This window comes from Methylobacterium gnaphalii, from assembly GCF_007992215.1.
Classification (GTDB): Bacteria; Pseudomonadota; Alphaproteobacteria; order Rhizobiales; family Beijerinckiaceae; genus Methylobacterium; species Methylobacterium gnaphalii.
Genome location: NZ_BJZV01000004.1, coordinates 267,482 through 289,534, shown reverse-complemented (window position 1 = coordinate 289,534; position 22,053 = coordinate 267,482). Strand labels below are relative to the sequence as shown.

Genomic DNA, 22,053 nt, shown 5'->3' with positions numbered 1-22,053 from the left:
CCGATGTGTGCAACGGCACCCGCCCGATTGGATTACACGCCCTTCAGCGCCGCGAGGTCGAGCGGCAGCGAGCGCAGCCGCTGGCCGGTGGCCGCGAAGATCGCATTCGAGATGGCCGGAGCGAGCACCGGCACGCCGGGCTCGCCGATGCCCGTGGGCGCCTCCGACGAGGGCATGATGTGCACCTCGACCCGCGGCATCTCGGGCATCCGGGTCGGCTGGTAGCTGTCGAAGTTCGTCTCCTGCACCACGCCGTCCTTCAGCGTGATGCGGTTGCGCAGCACGGCGGAGAGCGCGAAGCCCACGGCGCCCTCGACCTGCGCGCGGATAATGTCCGGGTTCACCGCAACGCCAACATCCACGGCGGCAACGATGCGGTCGACCTTCACGGTAGACTCGCCCGCCGTCACATCCGCCACCATGGCGACGTAGGAGCCGAAGGATTCGTGGACGGCGACGCCGAAGCCGCGCCCCTTCTCCGTCGGCTTCTTGTCCCAGCCCGCCTCCTTCGCGGCGAGCTTGAGCACGCCGGAGAGGCGCGGCGCGCGCCCGAGGAGGCCGAGACGGTAGGCGACGGGGTCGGCCCCGGCGGCGTGGGCCAACTCGTCGATGAACACCTCCATCGCATGCGCCGTGTGGGTGTGGCCGACCGAGCGCCACCACAGCACCGGCACGCCCTCGCGCCCGTTATGCACGTCGAAGCGGTAGGCAGGGATCTGGTAGGGCGTGTCCGAGGCACCCTCGACGGTGGTGGCGTCGATGCCGTTCTTCACGATCATCGCCTCGAAGGGCGAGCCGATCATGATCGACTTGCCGACGATGGTGTGCCGCCAGCCGGTGATGGCGCCCTTGGCGTCGAGGCCGGCCTTCACGGTGTGAAAGACGGTCGGGCGATAGTAGCCGCCCGCCATGTCGTCCTCGCGGGTCCAGACCAGGTGCACCGGCGCCCGGCCGTCCCAGGCGGCGACGATGCTCGCGGCCTCCGCGAAGTAATCGGCAACGGGCGTCGCGCGCCGGCCGAAGGAGCCGCCGGCCCATTGCGTGTGCAGGCGAACCTTGCCCGGCGTCACGCCCAGCGTCGCGGCCACCACCGCCTGCTCGACGGTCTGGAGCTGGCTGCCGGCATAGACGTCGAACGAGCCGTCGGCGGCCCGTTCGATCGTGGCGTTGAGCGGCTCCATCGCGGCATGGGCCAGGTATGGGAAGCTGAACTCGGCCTCGATCACCTTGGCCGAGCCCTTGATCGCCGCATCCGGGTCGCCGGCCTGCGAGGCGACGAGGCCGGGGCGCTTGGCGGTCTCGCGATACTCGGCGAGGATCGCGTCGGAGGAGCGCTTCTCGGCGGCCGAGTCGTCCCACTCGACCTTCAGCGCCTCGCGGCCTTTCATCGCTGTCCAGGTGTCGCGCGCGATCACGGCGACGCCGGAGGGGATCTTCACGACGGCAACCACACCGGGCACCGCCTTCGCCGCCGCATCGTCGAAGCGCCGAACCGTGGCGCCGAAGCGCGGTGGATGGGCGACGAGGGCCGTCACCTGGCCGGGCCGCCGGATGTCGAGGGAGTAGATCGCGCTGCCGTCGGTCTTGGAAACAGAGTCGATGCGATGGGCCTGCTTGCCGATCAGCGTCCAGGCCGACGGGTCCTTCAGTCGCGGCTCCTGCGGCACCGGCAGGCTGGCGGCAGCCTCGGCGAGCTGACCGAACCGGGCCTCGCGGTTCGAGGCGGCGTGGCGCACCACGCCCTTCGACACGGTGATCTCGCCGGCCGGCACCTTCCACTGGGCGGCGGCGGCCGCGACCAGCATCTCGCGAGCGGCAGCGCCCGCCTTGCGCAGCTGGAACCAGGAATTGGCGATGGCCGTGGAGCCGCCGGTGCCCTGCACCGGGCCCATCAGCAGGTTACTGTATAGCGCTGCATCGGCCGGTGCGAAGGCGGTGCGCACCTGCGCCCAATCCGCATCGAGCTCGTCCGCCAGGATCGTGGCGAGGCCGGTGGCGTTGCCCTGCCCCATGTCGAGATGCTTGCTCATCACCGTGACGGTATCGTCGGCGGCGATGCGCACGAAGGCGTTGGGCTGGGCCGGGACCTTCGAAAGATCGGGCCCTGCGGCGGCGTGAGCAGGGTTCTTCAGGTCGAGCCGGAAGCCGAAGAGGATGGCGCCGGCGGCGCTGCCGGCGAGAAAGGCGCGGCGCGAGGGCGCGCGCTGGTGCGTGGCGAGGGACCGGACGGTCTTGAGCATGGCGGGCTCCGCTGCGGCGACGGGATCGGAGAATCGTTGGGAAAGGCGATCAGCCGAGGGTCTTGGACGCCTCGTGGATCGCAGCGCGGATGCGCTGGTAGGTGCCGCATCGGCAGACGTTGCCCTCCATGGCGCCGTCGATGTCGGCGTCGGACGGCTTCGGATTGTCGGTGAGCAGGCCGATCGCGGACATGATCTGCCCCGACTGGCAGTAACCGCACTGCACGACGTCGAGATTGCGCCATGCGCCCTGCACGGCCTCCGCGACCTTCCCGGAAATGCCCTCGATCGTGGTGATCTTGGCCTCGCCGACGTCGCCGATACGGGTCTGGCAGGAGCGGACGGGCTGGCCGTCCAAATGCACCGTGCAGGCGCCGCATTGCGCGATACCGCAGCCATACTTGGTGCCGGTCATGTTGAGGCGGTCGCGGATCGCCCAGAGCAGAGGCATCTCGGGATCGGCGTCGACGTCGTGCGCGACGCCGTTGACGGTGAGCTTCAGCATCGCGGTCTCCGCGTTTCGAATTGCCTCAGGATGTGTGACCGGCCAGGGCGAATGCGATGTGCGCCGGCGCACATGAGGCTGGAACCGTTCCTAAAAGCCGCTGTCCTCATCGGCTGCGCAAGGGGATTCCGTCCCCCGCGCCGGGGCATCGCGATCCTCGCAGAGCTATTTCACGATCAGCTCGACTCGCCGATTCTTCGCTCTGTTAGTGTCGGTGTCGTTCGGGACGAGCGGTTGCGACATGCCTGCGCCGCGGCTCGTCAGCCGCGATCCGGCGACGCCGAAGCTCTCCTGCAAGTCAGACACGACGCTGGCCGCCCGACGATTGGACAGAGCGAGGTTGTAGGCGTCCTTACCCTTGTCGTCGGTATGACCGACGATTTCGAGATTCAGACCAGGGTTCTCCGACATCACCTTGGCAATCTCGGCGAGTGTCGGCCGCGATTCCTGCCTGATCGTCGCTTTGTCGAAATCGAATTGAATGCCGTAGAGTTGGACGCGCCCGGCGCGATCCATGGCCTGTTTCATCTCGCCGGCCGTTACGAGCTTGATCTTGTCGAGTTCGGCCGCCTTGGTTTCCACGACCCGGACGAAGGCGGTTGTCCGTTCTTTGTCCTCACCTGTGATCACGGCCACGTAGACGGGGGCTCCGGATCGATCGGCGCTGGCCAGAAGATAGCGCGCGTGGTCGAAATAGGACGTCGAGACACCGTTTCGCGCATCGATCAGCTGACCGAGCACGTAAGGATCGCGCACGTTACCCTTCAGACACGCGCTGTCCGAACAGGTGAACTGAATGTCGAACTCATTCTCTTTCAGGAACGACTGGTAGTTCATCATCACTTCGAGCGATGACCGATGTTCGGGGATCTCGTAGCGGATCTCGGTCAGCTTGCCTTGCACACCGAGCCATTCGGGGCCGGATCGGTCCTCGGGCGCGTTGCGCTCCAGAAGAGCGCCGTAATCGACCGGTGCCCGAAGCAGCGCGGCTTCGTCGAACCCTCGCACCTTGTAATCCGCGATGGTCGATCCCTCGAAGCGGCCGACCAGGGGGTGGTCCTTCGCGCCGGCGACGTCGTCCGCCCGAACCGTAGCCGACGCAAATCCTGACAGCAGGACGACGAGCGCCCCGATTCGGAGACGAGGTGCCATTCGCATGCGCATCGCCATGTCCTCGCAAGTCTTCGTCCCGCGCTAGACAGTATCCACCGCGGGACAGGAAGCGAAACCGGCACCATGGCGAAGCATCTCGCGCGCCGCCAGCCCCAGGCGACACGCGGCGCACGAGCGCGATCCCGAAAATGCCGTCGAACGCGGCAGCCGCTTCTTAACGGTTCGGGCGCAGTGTGGCGGTCTTCGTTTCCAGCCTCGCGTCAGCGGGGCGTCGCTCGCGCACCTGATCCCGTCCGAATGTCTGACCTGACCGCGGAGATGGTTCAACGCGGCCGCGGACCGTCCCTCGAGGAGGCCGCCCGCCGCCGCAGCATGTCGCGCGATCTTCGCTCGGCGCGCGAGCGGCTAACCTCGACGAGCGGCCTGGAGCGCGCCTTCGATTTCGAGCTGATGCGGCTCTACGCGCAGTATCGCGCCGATGCCGCCATCCCGCTGGTGATGTTCGCCATCGCCCTGGCGGGCACCTCGACCATCTGGGTTCCTCCGATTGCGGCGGCGCTGAGCTGCGCGCTGGTCGTCACCGCCCTCGCCGCCACGACGTTGCTGTGCCGGCGCTTCCTGAAGCAGGCGACGGCGAGCAACGCGCTCAAGCGCTGGCGCCGCATCTTCGTCCTCGGCGAGGTGCTCCAGAGCTGCACCTGGGCGCTGCTGATCCCGCTGACCACGCCGGATGCGCGCACCTTCGCGCTGTTCGGTCTCGTCGTCATCGCCGCGGTGGCGACGATGCTCGCCGCGACCGTGCCGCTGGCCGCGATCTGCGCGCTGGTGCCGCTGACCCTGGCCGCGCTGTCGCTGCTCACCGATGCCCAGGGCACCCACACGGTGCCGCTCGTGGTGATGGCGATCGGCAGCCAGGTTTTCTTCGCGGGACTCGGACGGCGGCTCTACGCCTCGGCGGTCGGCGCGCTGCAATCACGCGCGGAGAAGGACGCGATCTTCGCCGAGCTGGAGCAGGCCAAGGCGAACTCCGACGAGGCGCGGCGGCGGGCCGAAGAGGCCAATCTCGCCAAGTCGAGCTTCCTCGCCACCATGAGCCACGAGCTCCGCACGCCGCTCAACGCCATCCTCGGCTTCTCCGAGGTGATGAAGAACGAGATCTTCGGCGCGCACGCCTCGCCGGCCTACCAGGAATACGCCACCGACATCCACGACAGTGGGATGCACCTCCTGAACCTGATCAACGAGATCCTGGATCTCTCGCGCGTCGAGGCCGGGCGCTACGACCTCAACGAGGAGGCGGTGACGCTCGCCGCCGCCGTCGAGGAGGCGCAGCACATGATGGCGCTGCGCGCCCGCGGGAAGGGCCAGACGATCCGCGTCCATGTCGACGATTCGATGCCGCGGCTCTGGGCGGACGAGCGCGCGCTCCGCCAGATCGTGCTCAACGTGCTCTCGAACGCCGTGAAGTTCACGCCGCAGGGCGGCGAGATCACCGTGAAGGTCGGCTGGACCTCGTCGGGCGGCCAATATGTCAGCGTGAAGGATTCCGGGCCCGGCATCCCCGAGGACGAGATCGGCACCGTGCTGTCGTCCTTCGGCCGCGGCTCGCTCGCCATCAAGACCGCCGAGCAGGGCTCGGGCCTCGGCCTGCCGATCGTGAAGGGCCTCGTCGACCTGCATGGCGGCGGCTTCCAGCTCAAGTCGAAGCCGCGCGAGGGCACCGAGGTGATCGTCACCTTCCCGGCGAGCCGTGTGATGGACACGCTGCCGGCGGTGGATCTCAATCCGCCGCCCGCCGCGGAACAGAAGCCGAGGCGAGCCCGCGCCGCCTGAGGCGGTCAGGCTGGGCCTGCCACTCCCGCCTGCGCGAAGGTCGCCATGTCGCGGTGGCAGGCGAGTGCTCCCTTGATCAGACCCATCGCCAGCGCCGCGCCGGAGGCCTCGCCGAGGCGCAACCCCAGGGAGAGAAGGGGATCGAGACCGAGGCGGTCCAGCACCTCCGCGTGAACGCCCTCGGCCGAGACATGGCCGGCGACGCAGTGGTCCAGGGCGCGCGGGTCGAGGGCGTGCAGCACGGCCGCCGCCGCGGTGGAGACGTAGCCGTCGAGCACCACCGGCACGCGTTGCAGCCGCGCCGCGAGAATGGCGCCCGCCATCGCCGCGATCTCGCGGCCGCCGAGCCGGGCGAGAACGGAGAGCGGATCGTCGAGATGCCCGGCATGGGTCTCGAGCGCCAGTGCGACCGCCTCGGCCTTGCGCGCGAGCCCCGCCGCGTCGACGCCGGTGCCGCGCCCGACCCAGTGCGCCGGCTCGCCACCCCAGAGCGCGCAGTAGATCGCCGCCGCGATGGTGGTGTTGCCGATGCCCATTTCGCCGATGCCGAGGCAATCGGTGCCGGCGGCCACCGCCTCCATGCCGAAGGCCATGGTGGCGACGGTGGCGCGCTCGTCGAGCGCCGGCCCCTCGCAGATGTCGCCGGTCGGCATGTCGATGGCGAGGTCGAACACCTTGAAGCCGAGGCCGTAGGCCGCGCAGAGCTGGTTGATCGCCGCGCCACCGGCCGAAAAGTTCTCCAGCATCTGGCGGTTCACCGCATCGGGGAACGCCGAGACGCCCCGGGCGGTGACGCCGTGGCTGCCGGCGAAGACGCAGACCAGCGGCCGGTCGAAGCTCGGCATGGCCTTGCCCTGCCACGCCGCGAGCCATTCCACGAGATCCTCCAGACGGCCCAGCGACCCTGCGGGCTTGGTCAGCGCGGCGTCGCGGGCGCGAACCGCGGCGAGGGCGTCCTCGTCCGGACCCGGCATCTCGGCGACGAGGCGGCGGATGTCGGCGAAGGGCGAGGATTCGTCTGTCATCGCGGAACCTTGGGCGAAGAGGGAGTACCGGCGCCCGAGGGCGTGGCGGGAAACGGGCTCGCGGCGCTATAGAAGTCCCGGCGGGCGCGGTGAAGGCATGCGGGTGATCCGATGCGGCCGGCGCCCGTGACAGGCGAGCAATGCGCGACGACCGGGCCGACCATACCCCGTTCTTCCCCGGCGCGGGCGTCCTCTACGATATCGCCGCCTGCCTGCGCTTCTTCACGCGCCTGCCGATCCCGCCCCTCCCGGACGAGCCGGCGCCATACGGCACGCCCGATTTCACCACGGTGCCGCGCGTTCTGCCGCTCGCGGGCCTGCTGCTGGCGCTGCCGGCGGCGCTGGTGCTCGTTGCCGCCTGGGAGTTGCGGCTCGGCCCCTTCGTCGCCTCGGCGCTGGCGCTGGCGGTGCTGGCGCTCGTCACCGGCGCGATGCACGAGGACGGCCTCGCCGACGTCGCCGACGGGTTCGGCGGCGGCAGGACCTGGATGCGCCGCCTCGAGATCATGCGCGACAGCCGCATCGGCGCCTATGGCGGCACCGCCCTGGTGCTCTCGTACTCGCTGCGGCTCGGTGCCCTGGCGACGCTGCTCGACCGCTCGGGCGCGCTTGCGGCCGTGGCGTTGCTGCTCGTCGCCGCCGTCTCGCGCAGCGCCGCGCTTGCACCGATGGTGCTGCTCGAGCCCGCCCGGCCCGGCGGCGCCGGCGCCTCGGTCGGCCGCCCGACACCTCCGACGGTCGCGATCGCCGCCGGCATCTGTCTCCTGCTCGGCCTGATCGCCTGGGCGGCGGGCCTGCCGCTGCTCGGCGTCGTGCTGATGCTCGCACTCGCCCCGGCCGCCGCCTACGGGCTGACCCGCCTCGCGCGGCAACAGATCGGCGGCCAGACCGGCGACGTCATCGGCGCCTGCCAGCAGGTTGCCGAGATCTTCGGATTGATCGGCCTTCTGGCGGCAACCCCGGTGTGAGCCCTTGATTCCCGGCCGCGCGTCGGCCCATCTGCCCCGGTGATGAACGCTCCTCTCCGCCCGAAGCCGTCCAGCCCCTGCACCAAGGTCTGCGTTCTCGATGCCGTCACGGGCCTGTGCGAGGGGTGCGGCCGCTCACGGAACGAGATTGCCCTTTGGGGTTCGATGAGCGAACCGCAGCGGCTGGCGCTGATGGCGCTCCTCCCCGAGCGCCTGCGCCAGGCCTATCCCCACCGCACCGGCGAGGGACGATGAGACTCTGGATCGGGCTCGGCATCCTCGGCGCGGCCCTGATCGCGCTGATCGCGGCCGGCGACCACAGCCAGGTCGCGGGCGTCGACTCGGACCAGTTCGGGCACCTCGCCTATCTCAGTGCGCTGCTCATCCTGATGACCGCCGGTATCTGGCACCGTTTCCGCGATCGCATGAGCGAGAACCTGCGCCACCTGCTGATCTGGGCGGCGATCGGCGCGGCCGTCATCGCCGGCTACACCTACAGGGAGCAGGCCCGGCAGTTCGGCGGCACCATGCTCGGTTCGCTTCGGCCGGGTACGGCCGTGGTCGGGCCCGGCGGCGAGGTCACCATCACCCGCCGCTCGGACGGCGACTTCTCGGTATTCGCCGAGATCAACGGCCGCGCTGAGCAGCGCTTCGCCTTCGATACCGGAGCGAGCTCCGTCGTGCTGACCATGGAGAGCGCCGCGGCGCTCGGCATCAAGCCGGCCGAGCGGGAGTTCACCCAGAAGGTCTCCACGGCCAACGGCACGGCGATGACCGCGCCGATCCGGCTGGAATCCATCACCATCGGCCCGATCACCGAGCGCAACGTCGATGCCATGGTGAGCCAGCCCGGCGCGCTGAGCACCAACCTGCTCGGCCAGAGCTTCCTGACCCGCCTGCCCTCCTACGAGGTGCGCGGCGACCGGCTGATCCTCAGGAGCCGCTAGGCCGGCATGGCGAGCCTCCTCGCCGGATCGTATCGCGCGCCGCTCCTCTAGCGGCTCACGAGCCCGGCGCCTCGGCCTGGTCCGCGACACCGGCCGAGACGAGCGCCGGCTCGCCTGCCCTCGGCCTCGCCGTCCCCGTGGCCCCATCGAGCGGGCAGACGATCCGGAAACGGCAGCCCGTCGGCACGGCATCCTCGAGCGTGATGGTGAAGTCGTGGAGGGCGACCACAGCCGCGACGAGGCTCAGGCCGAGTCCGTTGCCCCTGCTGTGGCGCTCGGGCTCGGCCCGGTAGAAGCGCTGGAAGACGTGCGAGCGCTCGGCAAGCGGGATGCCTGCACCGTTATCGTCGATGCCGATTTCGAGCTCGTCGCCGTACCGGCGCAGCGAGAGGTGGATACGACCGCCCACGGGCGTGAACTTCACGGCATTGTCGATGAGATTGGCGAGGGCCTCGAACAGCAGTTCCCGGTCGCCCCAGATCGGTGGCAGACCCTCGTCGATGGCGCGGTCGATGCGGATCCTCTTGGCCTCGGCCAGCGGATCGTAGACCTCGGCCGCCTCCGTCAGGCAATCGGCGAGGCTGACGTCGCGGAAGCCGGCGCGCCGACGGCCATGCTCGATCTCGCCGATGCGCAGGATGGCCGTGATCAGGCCGAGGCACTGGTCGAGCCATTCGAGACCCCGGTCGATCGCCTGCCGCAGCTCTTCGACCGAGGTCGCCTCGTCGCGGCTGCGTTCGAGACGCGCCCGAAGCCGGGTCAGCGGCGTGCGCAGGTCGTGAGCGATAGCGTCTCCAACGCTGCGCACCTCGTCGACCAGGATCTCGATCCGGTCGAGCATGGTGTTCACGTTCGCGGTCAGGCGATCGAACTCGTCCCGTCCGGCTCCGGCCGGGAGGCGCTGGCCGAGGTCGCCGCGCATCACGGCCGCGACAGCCCCTTCCGTGGCCACGAGCTTCCGGCGGGCGCGGGACGACAGGACGATACCGCCGATGACCGAGAGCAGGATCATCGGGATGAGGGCGAGACCGAGCGTTCGGATCATCGCATCCTTGGCCCGCTCGATGTCGTCGTCGCTCAACGCCACGACGACGACGTGGCCATCCGCGCGCTGAAGGGCTGCGCAGAGCAGATCGTCGCGCGGCTCGGAATGGCTGACGGAGACCGGGCCCGTGGAATCCCGCACTTGGCCGTTACGTTTGAGACCCGACGGGATCGCCGTGATGTTGCCGGCGAGATGACGGCCGTCGGGCGCGAAATAGCCGGCAAATCTGTCGGCGTGGATGCCGCCGCCCAGCCAGTCCTGAATGCGCGGGACGATCTCGGTCGGATCGGCCGCAATATAGGCAAGCTGCCGCTCGATGGTCTCGTCGTTCTCCCGGCGTTCCAGCGAGGTCGTCTGCCAGAAGATGAAGGCGAAGAGGATCAGGGAGGCGGTCGCTGTCCAGAGCGCGATGGCGAAGGACCAGCGGAACGCGGTGGTCGAAGGGAACCTAGTCATCGGGCATCAACGCGAAGCCCAGTCCGCGCACGCTATGGATCAGGGGCGGTTCACCGGCCGCTTCGAGCTTGCGCCGCAGCCGGCCGATATGGACGTCGATCAGGTTCGATTTCGGAACGAAGCGGTAGTTCCAGACCTCTTCGAACAGCATCGCCCGCGTCACGACCTGGCCGGGACGCCGCATCAAGTAATCGAGCAGCTTCAGTTCGCGCGGCAGCAGGTCGAGCTCCCGTCGACCCCGACGCCCCCTGCCGCTGACGAGATCGAGTTCGAGCGTGCCGAGGCGCAGCAGCGCCTCCTTCGCCCCGACCGGCCGCCGCAGCAGCGCCTCGATGCGGGCGGCGAGTTCGCCGAGCGCGAAAGGCTTCGTGAGATAATCGTCGCCGCCGGCCCGCAATCCTCTGATGCGCTCGTCGACATCGCTGAGGGCGCTGAGCAGCAGAGCCGGCGTCCTGTCGCCCGCTTTGCGCAGGTCCTGGAGCACGGAAAGACCGTCGCAACCCGGCAGGAGCCGGTCGAGGATGATCACGTTCCAGCCGCCGGCAAAGGCCGCGGCTCGGCCGTCCGGGCCCGTCGCGGCCCGTTCGACCTCGTAGCCGCGACGACGCAGGTCGCCGACCACCTCCTCGGCAGTCTCATCGTCATCCTCGACCAGCAGTAGCCGTCCCATCCCGCCTCAGCACCTCGTCCAGACTCGGCGCGAGGTTCGCAGCGGGGAGCCCGCCAAGCCTCGACTATGCCAAGGTTTCAAGCCGTCGGTCGCGCACCGATCCGATCTTAAACGCGAATTTAATGGCACCCGCCGGGTCGCGCTCCAAACTCAGACCAACGTCGTCGCACGGTGACGGCGTATCGAGCGGTGCCGACCCGTGTCGGCACCTGAACATCTTGAGCCACCCCGAAAGCACATCGCGATGTTCTCGGGCAATTTCTGCATGTCTGGACGATGATCTTAGAATAATTCTGCTTAATTTGTTATTCATACTCGATTTGCGAGAGCGGATACGGTCAATTGCTTGATCACCATCTGTAAGCAACAAGAAAAGGACTGACGGTTTGTCGATGACGATGCGTCGCAATGCTCGATCCGACGACACCACGACCGACATTGCACGAAAGAGCCCGAGCCGTCCGAGGCTCTCGGATGCCGATCGCCGGCATCTCGGCCTGCAGCTTCGGGAATTCTACTGCGCCTTCGAAGGTCCGCATCAGCCCGCGCGGCTCCTCGCCCTGATCGCCGAACTCGATCGGCTGTCGACGGCCGAGGTCGATAGCCATGCCTTCCGCGACGGTTTGCTCGACGCTCTTCCGGGATTGCGTGCCTTCGCGCTCAGCCTCGCCGGCGGACCTGCGCAAGCGGATGACCTGGTGCAGGATACGCTGCTCAAGGCCTGGCAGAGTCAGAGCAGCTTCCGACCCGGCACCAACCTGAAGGCATGGCTCTTCACGATCCTGCGCAACACCTTCTTCAGCGAGCGGCGCAAGCGAAAGCGGGAGGTGGCGGATATCGACGGCATCCTCGCCGGCCAGCTCGCCGCGCTGCCCGATCAGGAAGACGGCATGGAGCTGCGGCAGGTCTGGACGCAGATCGCGAAACTGCCCACCTCCCAGCGCGAGGCCCTGCTCCTCGTGGGCGCACAGGGCATGACCTACGAGGACGCCGCCGAAGTGATCGGCTGCCAGGTCGGTACCGTGAAGAGCCGGGTGAGCCGCGGCCGGTCGGAACTCGCCGCCTCTCTCGGCTTCGCCGATGGACGTCTCAGCCGCACATCCGCTTGAGACCGTGAGGCTTCACGCCGCCCGACCCGCCGGAAGGGGCTGCCAGTCCCGCGAGACCTTGCCGACCGCCTCGCGCAAGGTGGCGAGATCGGCCTCCGGCGCCATGCCGGCCGTCGCCAGGTGGCGGCGAAAGGCGCGGGCGCCGGGACGGCCATTGAACAGGCCGAGCATGTGCCGGGTGAAGGCGTGTAGCCGCAAACCGCTTTCCAGGCCCTCGGCAATGGTTGGCGCGAACAGCTCGATCGCCGCGAACGGGTCTGCAGCCGGCGCGGGCTCACCGAACAGCAGCGGGTCGACCTCGAGCAGGATCGCCGGATCGGTATAGGCGGCGCGCCCGATCATGACGCCGTCGACCTGCTCCACCAGCGTCGCCGCCTGGGCCATGTCGGCGATGCCGCCGTTGATCGCGATCGGCAGGCCGGGATGCGCCGCCTTCAGCCGGGCCACCCGGCCGTAATCGAGCGGTGGGACGTCGCGGTTCTCCTTCGGCGACAGGCCTTTGAGCCAGGCCTTGCGGGCATGCACGACGAGACCGTCGACGCCCGCCGCGATCACCGCCGCGGCGAGGGTGTCGAGCGCCGCCTCGGGGTCCTGATCATCCACGCCGATGCGGCACTTCACCGTGACCGGCACCGCGACCGCCGCCTTCATCGCCGCGACACAGTCGCCGACGAGGCTCGGCTCGCGCATCAGACAGGCACCGAAGCGGCCCTCCTGCACCCGGTCGGAGGGGCAGCCGACATTGAGGTTGATCTCGTCGTAGCCGAGATCGGCCCCGATCCGCGCCGAGGCCGCGAGCGCGGCCGGGTCCGAGCCGCCGAGTTGCAGCGCCACCGGATGCTCCGCCGCGGAGAAGCCGAGCAGCCGCTCGCGGTCGCCGTGCAGCACCGCGCCGGTGGTCACCATCTCCGTATAGAGCCGGGCGCGGGCCGAGAGCACCCGGTGGAACGCCCGGCAGTACCGGTCGGTCCAGTCCATCATAGGTGCAACTGATAACCGCCAGTCGCTGAATTCGTTGGATAATTCGTCTTTTTCAATCACTTAGCGGTCAGTCCGTTTCTCGTATTCGCTGCCAATTGGGCCTCAGTGGCGCTCAGTCGGGATTCAAATTACAGCAATGCGGTACCAAACCGGGTCAATGCTGTACCGAATTCGAGGCCATCGTGGGCACGATCATCGAGCGGCCGCGCAAAAAGGGCGGCTTTGGATACCACGCGCAGATCGTCGTGAAAAAGGATGGCTTGGTTCATCGAGAATCGCAGACGTTTGATCGACGGCCAGCGGCGAATGCCTGGATCAAAAAGCGCGAACGTGAATTGGCCGAGCCCGGCGCATTGGCGATCGGGAAACTTGATGACCCGAAATTGGGTGCCGTCATCGATCGGTACACCAAGGATTCCCGTCAGAAGATCGGGCGCACCAAGGCCCAGGTTCTCAGAGCCCTCAAGACGTATGACATCGCCGGCAAGCGGTGCTCGACCATCAGCAGCTCGCACATCATCGAATTAGCTCAGGAGCTTCTTGCCAGTCGTCAGCCCCAAACCGTCGGCAATTACCTCTCGCACCTCGGATCGATCTTCGCCATCGCGAGGCCTGCTTGGGGCTATCCGCTCAACGACTCGGCGATGGATGACGCCATGAAGGTAGCCAAGCGGCTCGGGCTCATCTCGAAATCAAAGCAGAGAAATAGACGCCCGACGCTCGCAGAGCTCGACAAGCTGATGACGCACTTCGGCAACGTTCGTCACCGCCGGCCGAGTTCACTACCGATGCAGCGGATCATCGCCTTCGCGATCTTCTCCACGCGCCGGCAGGAGGAGATCACCCGCATTACGTGGGCTGACCTCGATGACGAAGGCTCGCGAATCCTGGTCCGCGATATGAAGAATCCGGGACAGACGGCAGGCAACGACATCTGGTGCGAACTAACGCCAGAGGCCCTGGCTATCGTCCGAGCGATGCCGAACGACCACGATCAGATTTTCCCGTTCACCGGCGACGCCATCTCTGCCGCCTTCACTCGAGCGTGTGCATTCCTCGGGATCGTCGACCTAACTTTCCATGATCTCAGGCACGATGGGGTGAGTCGTCTTTTTGAAATGGGGCGGACGCTTCCGCTAGCTGCCTCAGTATCTGGCCATAAATCCTGGCAGTCGCTCCAGCGCTATACGCATATTAGAACAGCAGGGGATAAATATGAGGGCTGGAAGTGGCTGACTGAGGTGACCGCACTATGATAGGCCAAAATCTATAGGCTCGTATGTACGGGGGCGCACGATTGCCTTTCCTCGATGTTGGATTTTTTAAGTATGCCGTCAGCGAAATCTGGAAAATAAGCGACGCTCAGGCATTAATAAAATTCTTTTTCGAGTCGTCACGCAACTTGATGGTGACTGCAGCAGTTGGACTGGCCGCCAGTATCGGGCACTCGGCACCCCTCGAAGTTTTGTATTCTATTGCGTTATTTGCGGTAGGATTTCAGATAAGCTCCGCCGTGATAATATGGCTTGAGGCACTTATTAATATACATATACATACTATCGTATACATCCTCGTATTTTACGTACTGGTGGCATTACCTTGCACTTTATACATAAACGGAATTGTTAAAAAGACAGTTATTTCGATCATCGACGCTCAGTCGTTTGGCAGAAGCGAACCAGTTAAGACCCCGAGTAGGCCGGTCTGCATTTTTACTTTCGATTTAAATGATTTTGCTTGTCCATCCGAACTCGGCATCAAGCGATGAGTGCCCCCTCTCGTGGGCGTTCAGGCAATTCCTCTCGGCTCGCTGGACTAATCAACTCCCTGGCCGGATAACCCGATGATATCAAACCTCATGGACAGGTCTCTGTGACAGCGCCGGAGCCATCAGCCACAACACCGCAGGGCGTCGTAGCTGCCGCATATGAGCGCATTCGACTAGCTCGCGGAGTTGTGGGCAAAGCGAGTTCAGTAGCAATTGCTGCCGTGATCGCCCTCGGATCAGTCGCGTTTTCATTGCGCGACCCGCTCTATCTTCTACTAGTGGCGGGACTTATAGTTTTTATCTTCGCAATATATTTCGGCGGGACTTTGTGGTTTGCAAACAAACACCCTGGCGTCTCTTTGCTTGAAGGAGCGGAACTTATACAATGGCGCCAGATGGAGATATCCTCCAAATCTTCTGGGAAAATCGAAGCGACATCACAGCAACAACCTAGTGCCTACATCGAAAACGGACCCAAACAATGACGGGGCACATTTATTCAGTTAGTGTTCGATGGATTACCACTGCCATTGACCCTCAAATGGTTGATCTTAAACTTGGATCTTTAGGCGATTGGCTCCGACTTGATGGTTATCAATGGTATTTATACACCAACCACGACGCTAAAACTATTTATAATTCAATCATTTCTGGCCTAAAACCTGAGGACTCGTTGGTTATATGCCGGGTTGATATAACCGACATTTGGGGCTTTGCGCCCAGCTTCGTTTGGGAATGGTTTCGGAAATATGGAGTGCGCGTTTAGCTAGAAAGACAGTCTCCGCCTCATAATTGATATGTAACCGATCGCAAATCTTCGGTCCTCATTCGATAAATAAAGCGGGATGTTCGAAACATGACTGACAGTGAGAGAACTCATCATCTCAAGACAGTGCGCGCCGAAATGGCAGAAAAGCGCGTATTTCTCATCGGCAGATTAGTTGACGAGGATGCCGCCAATGATGAGCAAATATTTTCGATTATCGAAACGTCCTACTGAATACGCAACAGGTCCTCGACGCGATCGACAAAGCCCTTGCCGACGAACGTCGTGCAATGGGCTCTTGAAATAAAAAAGGGCGCACCCCGAAGGATGCGCCCCGAAATCGTGCCGAGTGCCGACTTTATATCGGCGTGCAGTGCTCTCTGTACCGCTGCGCCACCTCCTCGGTGATCGCCTTGAGGTTCAGCACCACGTAGGACCGCGGTAAGCCGGGATCGTCGGTCAACCAATCCATGCTCCATTCGGCTTCGTCGTCGAGAGCGAACAGCGCAACTCGTTTCGGCACGCAGCTGGTGTCTTTCGTCCACGACACATGCAGCCGGGCACATTCCATCAGCGAATCTGAGAGCATGGCGCCATGCCCGCTGAGGTGCATGCCGAGGCTGGCCATCTCGCGAATGATCGCGATGTGGAGGCAGTCCCAGAACGTGAAGCGGCGGTGCCGACCATCCGCTGGGCGATGCCACACCCCGCGGTCTGTCCAATTGTCGATCGTTTGCAGGTCGACGCCCGAAATCGCGCTGAGCTGGGCCAGTCGCAAATGCCCGGGTGAGCGGGCGCTGCCGTGCCGCCCGGGAGGGGCATTGCAGTGACGGACCATCGACACACAGTCGGCCGGCTGTGGAATGCGGACGGCGCAATTCATGGGGCCTGCTCCGATGTGGGGTCGCTGACTCCCTGTGCCGCCGTAGCCGGCGCGGGAGGTGCTAGGAGCCAAAGCGGGCAACGCTCGTGGGGCTCGCCACGCGTGATATCCATCCGCTCGCCGATCACATCCGGCCACCGGTGGACGATCTGAGACGAGACATGGCTGCGGGCTATTGTCGTGATCTGCAGGAAGCCTCCGACACAGCAGAAGGGATCTTCACCAGCGAGTTCAGCATCGGGACCGCCAAAAGCGAAGCGGTTGGCTGCAACGGTTGCCATGGCGTAGCGGACGCCATCCTCTGGCATCTCGGTCATGTTCACGCCCGGCACCGTGATGCCGAAGCCTTCTGCCAATTCGACAGAAGGGAGCGGGGTGCAGTGGATTGCAGGTAGGGGCACTAGCGTGAATGCCGGCGCGGTTCTGAGTACGCCATCCGGACCCGGCACATCAGGCCAGTCATAGGATTTGATGGCATAGGTCTCTGGTCTGCCGCGGCTCTCAGAAAACCCTGCGAAGTAGAGGGAGAACTTGCGCGTAGAGGATGCGCCTTGCTCCTCCACGTAGTCCATGACCGAGCGAGAAAGATCAGGTGCGATCTCCAGCACTCCGTCGAACGTGGATGGCGGCTCCGGGTGCCAAAACAGCAGGTCGCGGAAGTTGTAGGAGGCGAGCTGCGATCCTGTGCTCGCCAACACGAGCGAGCAGTGAGGAATGAGCTCCACCTTCGAAACGATCTGACGCAACCGGCCTTCATCGTCATAGGCGGCTCCGTCGGAGGCGATGGCGACAACATCTTCGCCGCGAACGATCGTTACAGACGTCATGCCAGTACCTCGCCGAAACCGCCGGCCTTGCCGAATTCGCCGGTAGGAGAAGGGATCAGACCGCCATCGGCGAAGCCCATCAGGCGGTTGAACATGCCGCCACCGTTGATGTGATCGAGCAGGCCGCGGTGCTGGCTCGTGGCTGCAGCGTTCACCACGTATTCGCCGGGCGAAGCTCGGATCAGCAAGTTGTCCGAGCGTGGTCCACCGGGCCCATAAACCGGGCCACCGTCCGCGAATCCGAGCAGCTTCCCGAGACCGCTGAAGAGGCTTCCGCCGCCCGACCCTCCGATCAGGCCACCCAACAATCCGGTCCCAGACGTTCCCGACTTGCCGAAGAGCTGATCGACGAGGCCACTCGTCGCCATATCGATGAGCTTGCTTTCCAGGCGGGTCAGCGCGCTCGTCATCGCATCCGCGAAGGTTGAACCTCGCGCAAGATCATTTCCGAAGCCGGAGAAGATACCCTGCGCGGTCGAGCGAGCGTCATCGAGCCCTCTCATCGCCTCGCGCAACTGGTCTTGCTTCAGTGCCGCTGCGGCTGCCTGATCGGCGAGCCCAGAAATCTGAGTTTTGAGTTCACCCGTAACGTCCCGCCCGGCGCGTTGGGCTGCCGTCGTTAGCTCGGTCTCAGCTCTGTAGCGAGCAACGACGTCAGCAGCCTGGCCGAAAGTGGCAATCTCCTGCTGCTGATGACGAATGCGATCCTCCATCGACTTGACGGCGGAATCGTAGGCGTCGCGAGTGTCTGTCTGATCTCCGCCGGCTCCTCGAGGGCTAACGCCAATCCCGTACTTTTCAGGGCTCAGCACCATGTCGAGCGGGCGCCGCGGCGGCAGGGGGACGTCGCGTAGGATCGCGGTTGGCGGAAGCTGCGGCCCGATGGCTTCGGGATAGAGCACGCGTCCGCGCGCCGACGTTCCGGCGATGGCGCCCAACTCACCCGCGAGGTTTCCGGAGCCAACCGGCGTTTCCCTCCCGAGCGTGAGAGGCGATTGCAGGCCGCCCGACATGTTCGCCGCTGCGACCATCTTGTCGAGATAGCTGCTGCTGGCGATAGCGGCCTTGGCCGTCGACTCGGCGATGCTGAGCCACACGTTATTGATCGCCCGGCCGGCCTCGGCGAGCGAGACCGAGACGCGCAATGCGTCGTCGATCGATCGATAGGCGTCGTCGAGCCGCTCCTTGAACTCCGCGGCCTGCTGCACCTGCTGCGCGGTAATGATGTCGTCGCGCTTGCGGTCCAGGCTCTCGGCGATGGCATCAATCTGAAGCTTGCCCTGCCGGATACGGTCAGCAACGTCGCCGCCGAATAGGCGGTCAGCCAAGTCGATTGCGGCAAGGCGCTCGCCCGCCTGCTGCAGCTCCTGCATGGCAGTTACGGCGCCGCGGATGCGCCCCTCTGCCGAGTTGGCCTTGCGGTAGTCCGCAAGACCCTGAGATTGCCGGTCGCCCAGATAGCCCGACTCGAACAGATCCGAGAGGTGATTTCTGATCGGGTCGGCCTGCTCAAATTTCGGGATCACCGTGCCCGTGGCCGTCTTCAACGCGGCCTCGATCGCGTCGGCCCCGACCTTGGCGTCCTTGGCAGCCTCGCTGAATCGCTGGAAGAACTCGACGCCGGTGTTGCCTCGATCGGCGCTCTCGCCGAGGTGGACGAAGCGCTCAATCTGCTCGTTCGCCTGCCCGACTGCGAGCTTACCCACCTCGAACACCGCAAAACCGATGGCGAGAGGCGCCAGAGCCGGGACGACATAGCCGACGCCGCGCGTGAGAAGGCCGACGCTCGTCGTTAGGGAGCCTACGGACGCCGAATAGGTCGCGAGGCCGCCGGCCGCCGCGGTAGCGCCCGCGGAGGCCGCACTGAGCCCTCTCGACGCCAGAGTGGCGGCTCCCGCGACGGAGCTACCCATCGCAGCGCTCTCGGCCGCGTACTTGGCTGTGACGAGCGACGCCGCTCCGAGGCTGGTCGCCGCCGTCGCCGCGTAGCCGCTCAGTGCACGAGCAGCGAGTGCCGACCCAGCTGCTACCAGAACCGGATGCTCCACGGCGAATTTCGCCGTTTCCTTAAAGGCAGATCCGACGCCGCCGATAGCCTGCTCATTCTGGTTCGCGGCGCGCGTCATGGCAGCTGCGCTTTGGGTGCTCGCAGTGCCCATCTGCGCAAGCGTCGTCATTTCAAGCTGCTGGGTCTTGACGAGTTGATCAAGGACAGCGCGCTGCTTGTCGAAGGCGGTCATTGCTTGGAGATGGCGCTGTGACGCGCGCTCTGTCGCAGATGCCGCCGCCTCGGTCGCCTTCGCAATCAGGTCGTGGGCGGTGGCAACAGACGTCGCGTCAGAGCGTGCTTTCTCGGCGCCTTCGCTTTGAAAGCGCACGGTGACCGTGCGGAGAGTGTTCACGCTAACCATCGAAAATCCTCAGGCGCTCCCGGCTGCGGGCAGAAGCGTCAGGCCCAAGGCCCGACAACCCTCGCCGGCGGTTCGGATGAAGGTGGATCTGAATTTTGCGATCCAAGGTGCCGGCACGCCCAAGGAACGATAGGACTCGGCGGTGGCGTGCATCGCGAAGGCCATCTCAGCAAGAAGCCGATCTTCGAGCGCTTCCGTCATCTCGTCGGGCCGAAGCGTCGCATAGTGAGCGGCGAGCGCGGCTACCGCCTCGGTCGCCATCTGGCGGCCGGCTGCCTTCAGGTTGGCACGCGTGCGCAGCGGAACCGTCATGGCCAGAACCGGCGGTAGTCCGCGAGAAGCTGTTCCGCCTCGGGCGAGACGAGCCGATCGGATGCGCCAGGCACCCAATACGAGGTTGAGCCGACGCCCTCGACAGCGTCGCTCTTGATGCTCACATCGCGCCCGCGCTGCGACAGATAGCTGCCGAGGAGCAGGATCGCCGCGCGCTCGATCGACTCCGGCAGCGTTGATGCCGGGGCGCCGTCGCTGTCCGATGGCAGGACGTATCCGGCGCAATAATCGATCGCGAGAGATCCGCCCCACCACGCTAGGGGCGTGCCGTCCGCGTCGAGGCGCCGGAGCCGCCCGGTGCGGGTGTCGACCGCATATTCCGAGCCGGGCAGCACCGTGCCGCCACTGCTCACGCTCAGGATCTCGACGACGGGCCCGCGGGCGAGGATCGGCCCGTCCCCGCGCGTCTCGTCCCAGCCGAACACCTGGCGGACAGTTTCCAACGCGAACGTCTGCCGGCAGTGGTCGGTGATGACGCGCGAGGCCTGAGCTATCAGCATCGAGGCCGCACCGTCGTCGACGAGAGGAAAATCCAGAACCGCCCGTGCACGAGTGACCGTAGTGAGAGCGGTCGACGTCGCCGGGGTGATCACCGTGAGCATGACCTTACCTCGCTCGCGGCGGCCGGCCGGGCCCGCGCTTGACCGGCGACGGAGCGGCTTTGTTCTCAGCGATCGGCGCCATCTTGTTGGCGGGCGCCGGCGCGGCCTTCGCCTCGATTAGCTCGACCTTTGTGCCGAGCGCTTTAGCCCGAACTTCGCTTACGGTGATTTCGTCGCCCGGCTGCACAATGTCGCTGTGATGATCGTTGGCGAACGGGCGGAGGACTCGGACCCTCGGCATGTAGGCTTCTCCCGGTGACGGACAGGGAGGAGCCCAGCGCGTGGCTGGGCTCCATGGATTGAGCCGGCCTTACGCAGCAGCGCGGAATGAGCCGTAGATGATGCCGGCAGGACGCTTCACAGCGAGCGCCAGACGCTTCTCGGCGCGAACCGTCAGCATGTTTTTGATGAAGTTGTCCCGATCCTCGGACGAGACGACGACCTCGGCATCGAGTCGGTCGAAGATCTGCGCCGAGGTGCCGAGAGAGCCCACCAGGAATTTGCCCTGCGGCATGGCAGGGGTGACCGCGGTCGGCAGATCCCAGATGCTGCGACCCTGCTGAGAGCCGAATGGACCATTGCCGAGATACTGGCCGGTGCTGTCCTTCGACGAGACGATCTGCGCCCAGTCGATAGTGTTGAGGACCATGCCCGTCGCTGGGAGAAGCGCGACCTCGGACTGCACAATAGCCGCGAGCAGTGTGTCGATTTTGTCGACTCCCGATCCGGCCGATGCGCTGCTAGTCAGCCCGGTCGGCGCGGCGAAGGGCGTTGCCTGCGTCGCCAGTCCGTCCAGGTGCTCGCCCGTACCATCGCCGAAGAGAAGCTCCTGCTCTTCGACGTAGTCGAGCCCATAGACGAGTTCACCATCGATCAGAGATTCCATGCCGGGAACGTCGTCGAAGGCGTTCCGAGAAACCGGGATCCAGTGAGCAATGGTGCGAACGGGTGCCTGGTCAGGCGTGAACACGATGTTGGACTCGGGCTTCTGTGCGCCCTCGGCCACCACCGCCGCGTTGTTCGTGAAGCCGGACTGGCGCACGAAATAGATGAGGTTCGACGCGGTGCGGCCCGGCTGCAGAAGCTGGCGAACCGTCATCGGACGGTGCGGGAGCATGACCGGCGCGCGCTGGTAGTCCGGCACGATCAGGGAGCCAGCGGAATTCGGCGCCGACGTGATAGCCTTCACCTCGATCCGCTGCGTTCCTTTGCGGCCGCCGCCGGCGAACGCCTTGAACTCCGTAGCGGCCGTCACCCGGGCGCCGAGGCTCTTGATTTCCGGTTCGCCGCTCGGCCGGCGCGCGCCCTTCTGCTCCATCTCGAGCATGCGCGCGGCAAGATCGGAGACTTCCTCGCGCGCCTTGGCGAGCGCGGCCGCGGTCTCGTCCAGCGCGGTACCGTGCTTTTTGACCTCGGCAGCGGCCTTCTCGGCAAACTCGCCGAACTCGCGATTGCGTTTCTCCAACGCGTCCGCGAGCACCTTGAACTCGGTGGAGTCGTCGGACGGATCCTGGCCAGCCGCCTTCGTTCCGTAGCCGCGATGCGGCACGGTCAAAACATGCATGTTCATT

General features: G+C 65.6%; 20 protein-coding genes. 7 read left to right on the top strand and 13 right to left on the bottom strand.

Translation table 11 applies throughout. The annotated features are described in order from the left end of the window. Nucleotides 1–32: 32 nt before the first annotated feature. The 3 genes from MGN01_RS05665 to MGN01_RS05655 form a co-directional block, all read right to left on the bottom strand. The gene (locus MGN01_RS05665; protein ID WP_147045608.1) at nt 33–2,240 is read right to left on the bottom strand and encodes a xanthine dehydrogenase family protein molybdopterin-binding subunit; all 2,208 of its coding nucleotides are present in this window, start codon (nt 2,238–2,240) and stop codon (nt 33–35) included. A 49-nt stretch (nt 2,241–2,289) separates the two neighbouring features. Continuing rightward, nucleotides 2,290–2,745 carry a (2Fe-2S)-binding protein gene (locus tag MGN01_RS05660; protein ID WP_147045607.1) on the bottom strand — a complete coding sequence of 152 codons (456 nt, stop codon included), beginning with the start codon at nt 2,743–2,745 and terminating at the stop codon, nt 2,290–2,292. 165 nt (nt 2,746–2,910) lie between these two features. Then, on the bottom strand, nt 2,911–3,897 hold the full coding sequence (locus MGN01_RS05655) for an OmpA family protein (protein WP_147045606.1): 987 nt from the start codon (nt 3,895–3,897) through the stop codon (nt 2,911–2,913). 258 nt (nt 3,898–4,155) lie between these two features. Between MGN01_RS05655 and MGN01_RS05650 the strand changes: the two genes are divergently transcribed. Further along, nucleotides 4,156–5,691: a sensor histidine kinase gene (locus MGN01_RS05650; RefSeq protein WP_147045605.1), complete on the top strand. Its 1,536-nt coding sequence runs from the start codon at nt 4,156–4,158 to the stop codon at nt 5,689–5,691. A gap of 5 nt (nt 5,692–5,696) precedes the next feature. Here the strand turns inward: MGN01_RS05650 and cobT are convergent, their stop codons facing one another. Further along, nucleotides 5,697–6,716 carry a nicotinate-nucleotide--dimethylbenzimidazole phosphoribosyltransferase gene (gene cobT, locus MGN01_RS05645; protein ID WP_147045604.1) on the bottom strand — a complete coding sequence of 340 codons (1,020 nt, stop codon included), beginning with the start codon at nt 6,714–6,716 and terminating at the stop codon, nt 5,697–5,699. A gap of 140 nt (nt 6,717–6,856) precedes the next feature. Between cobT and cobS the strand changes: the two genes are divergently transcribed. The 3 genes from cobS to MGN01_RS05630 are packed head-to-tail and all read left to right on the top strand — an operon-like array spanning nt 6,857 to nt 8,631. Continuing rightward, nucleotides 6,857–7,684: an adenosylcobinamide-GDP ribazoletransferase gene (gene cobS / locus MGN01_RS05640; RefSeq protein WP_147045603.1), complete on the top strand. Its 828-nt coding sequence runs from the start codon at nt 6,857–6,859 to the stop codon at nt 7,682–7,684. A 42-nt stretch (nt 7,685–7,726) separates the two neighbouring features. Further along, entirely contained in the window at nt 7,727–7,939 is a 213-nt protein-coding gene (locus tag MGN01_RS05635; RefSeq protein WP_147045602.1) for a DUF1289 domain-containing protein, read from the top strand. After that, nucleotides 7,936–8,631, top strand: a complete 696-nt coding sequence (locus MGN01_RS05630; protein ID WP_147045601.1) for a retropepsin-like aspartic protease family protein — start codon at nt 7,936–7,938, stop codon at nt 8,629–8,631. The genes MGN01_RS05635 and MGN01_RS05630 overlap by 4 nt, the downstream gene beginning before the upstream one ends. A gap of 55 nt (nt 8,632–8,686) precedes the next feature. Here MGN01_RS05630 and MGN01_RS05625 read toward each other — a convergent pair whose 3' ends face one another. Further along, on the bottom strand, nt 8,687–10,132 hold the full coding sequence (locus MGN01_RS05625) for a sensor histidine kinase (RefSeq protein WP_147045600.1): 1,446 nt from the start codon (nt 10,130–10,132) through the stop codon (nt 8,687–8,689). Beyond that, nucleotides 10,125–10,802, bottom strand: a complete 678-nt coding sequence (locus tag MGN01_RS05620) for a response regulator transcription factor (protein WP_147045599.1) — start codon at nt 10,800–10,802, stop codon at nt 10,125–10,127. The genes MGN01_RS05625 and MGN01_RS05620 overlap by 8 nt, the downstream gene beginning before the upstream one ends. Before the next feature lie 398 nt (nt 10,803–11,200). On the opposite strand from MGN01_RS05620, the gene MGN01_RS05615 reads away from it, so the two are divergent. Then, the gene (locus tag MGN01_RS05615; protein ID WP_147045651.1) at nt 11,201–11,911 is read left to right on the top strand and encodes a sigma-70 family RNA polymerase sigma factor; all 711 of its coding nucleotides are present in this window, start codon (nt 11,201–11,203) and stop codon (nt 11,909–11,911) included. Nucleotides 11,912–11,923: 12 nt separating this feature from the next. Here MGN01_RS05615 and dusA read toward each other — a convergent pair whose 3' ends face one another. After that, complete coding sequence (gene dusA, locus MGN01_RS05610; RefSeq protein ID WP_280178535.1) at nt 11,924–12,952, bottom strand: tRNA dihydrouridine(20/20a) synthase DusA; 1,029 nt, start codon at nt 12,950–12,952, stop codon at nt 11,924–11,926. Nucleotides 12,953–13,074: 122 nt separating this feature from the next. On the opposite strand from dusA, the gene MGN01_RS05605 reads away from it, so the two are divergent. Continuing rightward, nucleotides 13,075–14,148, top strand: coding sequence for a tyrosine-type recombinase/integrase (locus MGN01_RS05605; RefSeq protein WP_147045597.1), 1,074 nt, complete (start codon nt 13,075–13,077; stop codon nt 14,146–14,148). Nucleotides 14,149–15,516: 1,368 nt separating this feature from the next. After that, nucleotides 15,517–15,660, top strand: coding sequence for a hypothetical protein (locus MGN01_RS23430; RefSeq protein ID WP_170245845.1), 144 nt, complete (start codon nt 15,517–15,519; stop codon nt 15,658–15,660). A 124-nt stretch (nt 15,661–15,784) separates the two neighbouring features. On the opposite strand, the gene MGN01_RS05600 is transcribed toward MGN01_RS23430, so the two are convergent. The 6 genes from MGN01_RS05600 to MGN01_RS05575 form a co-directional block, all read right to left on the bottom strand. Further along, complete coding sequence (locus MGN01_RS05600; protein WP_147045596.1) at nt 15,785–16,309, bottom strand: MerR family transcriptional regulator; 525 nt, start codon at nt 16,307–16,309, stop codon at nt 15,785–15,787. After that, nucleotides 16,306–17,136, bottom strand: coding sequence for a hypothetical protein (locus MGN01_RS05595; RefSeq protein ID WP_147045595.1), 831 nt, complete (start codon nt 17,134–17,136; stop codon nt 16,306–16,308). The genes MGN01_RS05600 and MGN01_RS05595 overlap by 4 nt, the downstream gene beginning before the upstream one ends. Further along, a complete protein-coding gene (locus tag MGN01_RS05590; RefSeq protein WP_147045594.1) occupies nt 17,133–19,547 on the bottom strand; it encodes a hypothetical protein in 2,415 nt (804 codons plus the stop codon). Before MGN01_RS05590 ends, MGN01_RS05595 begins: the two co-directional genes overlap by 4 nt. A gap of 9 nt (nt 19,548–19,556) precedes the next feature. Next, nucleotides 19,557–19,859 (bottom strand): hypothetical protein, encoded by a 303-nt coding sequence (locus tag MGN01_RS05585; protein ID WP_147045593.1) that lies wholly within the window; start codon nt 19,857–19,859, stop codon nt 19,557–19,559. Beyond that, nucleotides 19,856–20,482, bottom strand: a complete 627-nt coding sequence (locus tag MGN01_RS05580) for a hypothetical protein (RefSeq protein ID WP_147045592.1) — start codon at nt 20,480–20,482, stop codon at nt 19,856–19,858. Before MGN01_RS05580 ends, MGN01_RS05585 begins: the two co-directional genes overlap by 4 nt. 310 nt (nt 20,483–20,792) lie before the next feature. After that, nucleotides 20,793–22,052, bottom strand: a complete 1,260-nt coding sequence (locus MGN01_RS05575; RefSeq protein ID WP_147045591.1) for a phage major capsid protein — start codon at nt 22,050–22,052, stop codon at nt 20,793–20,795. Nucleotide 22,053 lies beyond the last annotated feature (1 nt).

Coding starts and splice junctions, on each gene's coding strand:
- MGN01_RS05665 (WP_147045608.1), bottom strand. CDS start 2,240: ATGCTCAAGACCGTCCGGTCCCTCGCCACGCACCAGCGCGCGCCCTCG.
- MGN01_RS05660 (WP_147045607.1), bottom strand. CDS start 2,745: ATGCTGAAGCTCACCGTCAACGGCGTCGCGCACGACGTCGACGCCGAT.
- MGN01_RS05655 (WP_147045606.1), bottom strand. CDS start 3,897: ATGGCACCTCGTCTCCGAATCGGGGCGCTCGTCGTCCTGCTGTCAGGA.
- MGN01_RS05650 (WP_147045605.1), top strand. CDS start 4,156: ATGTCTGACCTGACCGCGGAGATGGTTCAACGCGGCCGCGGACCGTCC.
- cobT (WP_147045604.1), bottom strand. CDS start 6,716: ATGACAGACGAATCCTCGCCCTTCGCCGACATCCGCCGCCTCGTCGCC.
- cobS (WP_147045603.1), top strand. CDS start 6,857: ATGCGCGACGACCGGGCCGACCATACCCCGTTCTTCCCCGGCGCGGGC.
- MGN01_RS05635 (WP_147045602.1), top strand. CDS start 7,727: ATGAACGCTCCTCTCCGCCCGAAGCCGTCCAGCCCCTGCACCAAGGTC.
- MGN01_RS05630 (WP_147045601.1), top strand. CDS start 7,936: ATGAGACTCTGGATCGGGCTCGGCATCCTCGGCGCGGCCCTGATCGCG.
- MGN01_RS05625 (WP_147045600.1), bottom strand. CDS start 10,132: ATGACTAGGTTCCCTTCGACCACCGCGTTCCGCTGGTCCTTCGCCATC.
- MGN01_RS05620 (WP_147045599.1), bottom strand. CDS start 10,802: ATGGGACGGCTACTGCTGGTCGAGGATGACGATGAGACTGCCGAGGAG.
- MGN01_RS05615 (WP_147045651.1), top strand. CDS start 11,201: ATGCGTCGCAATGCTCGATCCGACGACACCACGACCGACATTGCACGA.
- MGN01_RS23430 (WP_170245845.1), top strand. CDS start 15,517: ATGACTGACAGTGAGAGAACTCATCATCTCAAGACAGTGCGCGCCGAA.
- MGN01_RS05600 (WP_147045596.1), bottom strand. CDS start 16,309: ATGAATTGCGCCGTCCGCATTCCACAGCCGGCCGACTGTGTGTCGATG.
- MGN01_RS05595 (WP_147045595.1), bottom strand. CDS start 17,136: ATGACGTCTGTAACGATCGTTCGCGGCGAAGATGTTGTCGCCATCGCC.
- MGN01_RS05590 (WP_147045594.1), bottom strand. CDS start 19,547: ATGGTTAGCGTGAACACTCTCCGCACGGTCACCGTGCGCTTTCAAAGC.
- MGN01_RS05585 (WP_147045593.1), bottom strand. CDS start 19,859: ATGACGGTTCCGCTGCGCACGCGTGCCAACCTGAAGGCAGCCGGCCGC.
- MGN01_RS05580 (WP_147045592.1), bottom strand. CDS start 20,482: ATGCTCACGGTGATCACCCCGGCGACGTCGACCGCTCTCACTACGGTC.
- MGN01_RS05575 (WP_147045591.1), bottom strand. CDS start 22,052: ATGAACATGCATGTTTTGACCGTGCCGCATCGCGGCTACGGAACGAAG.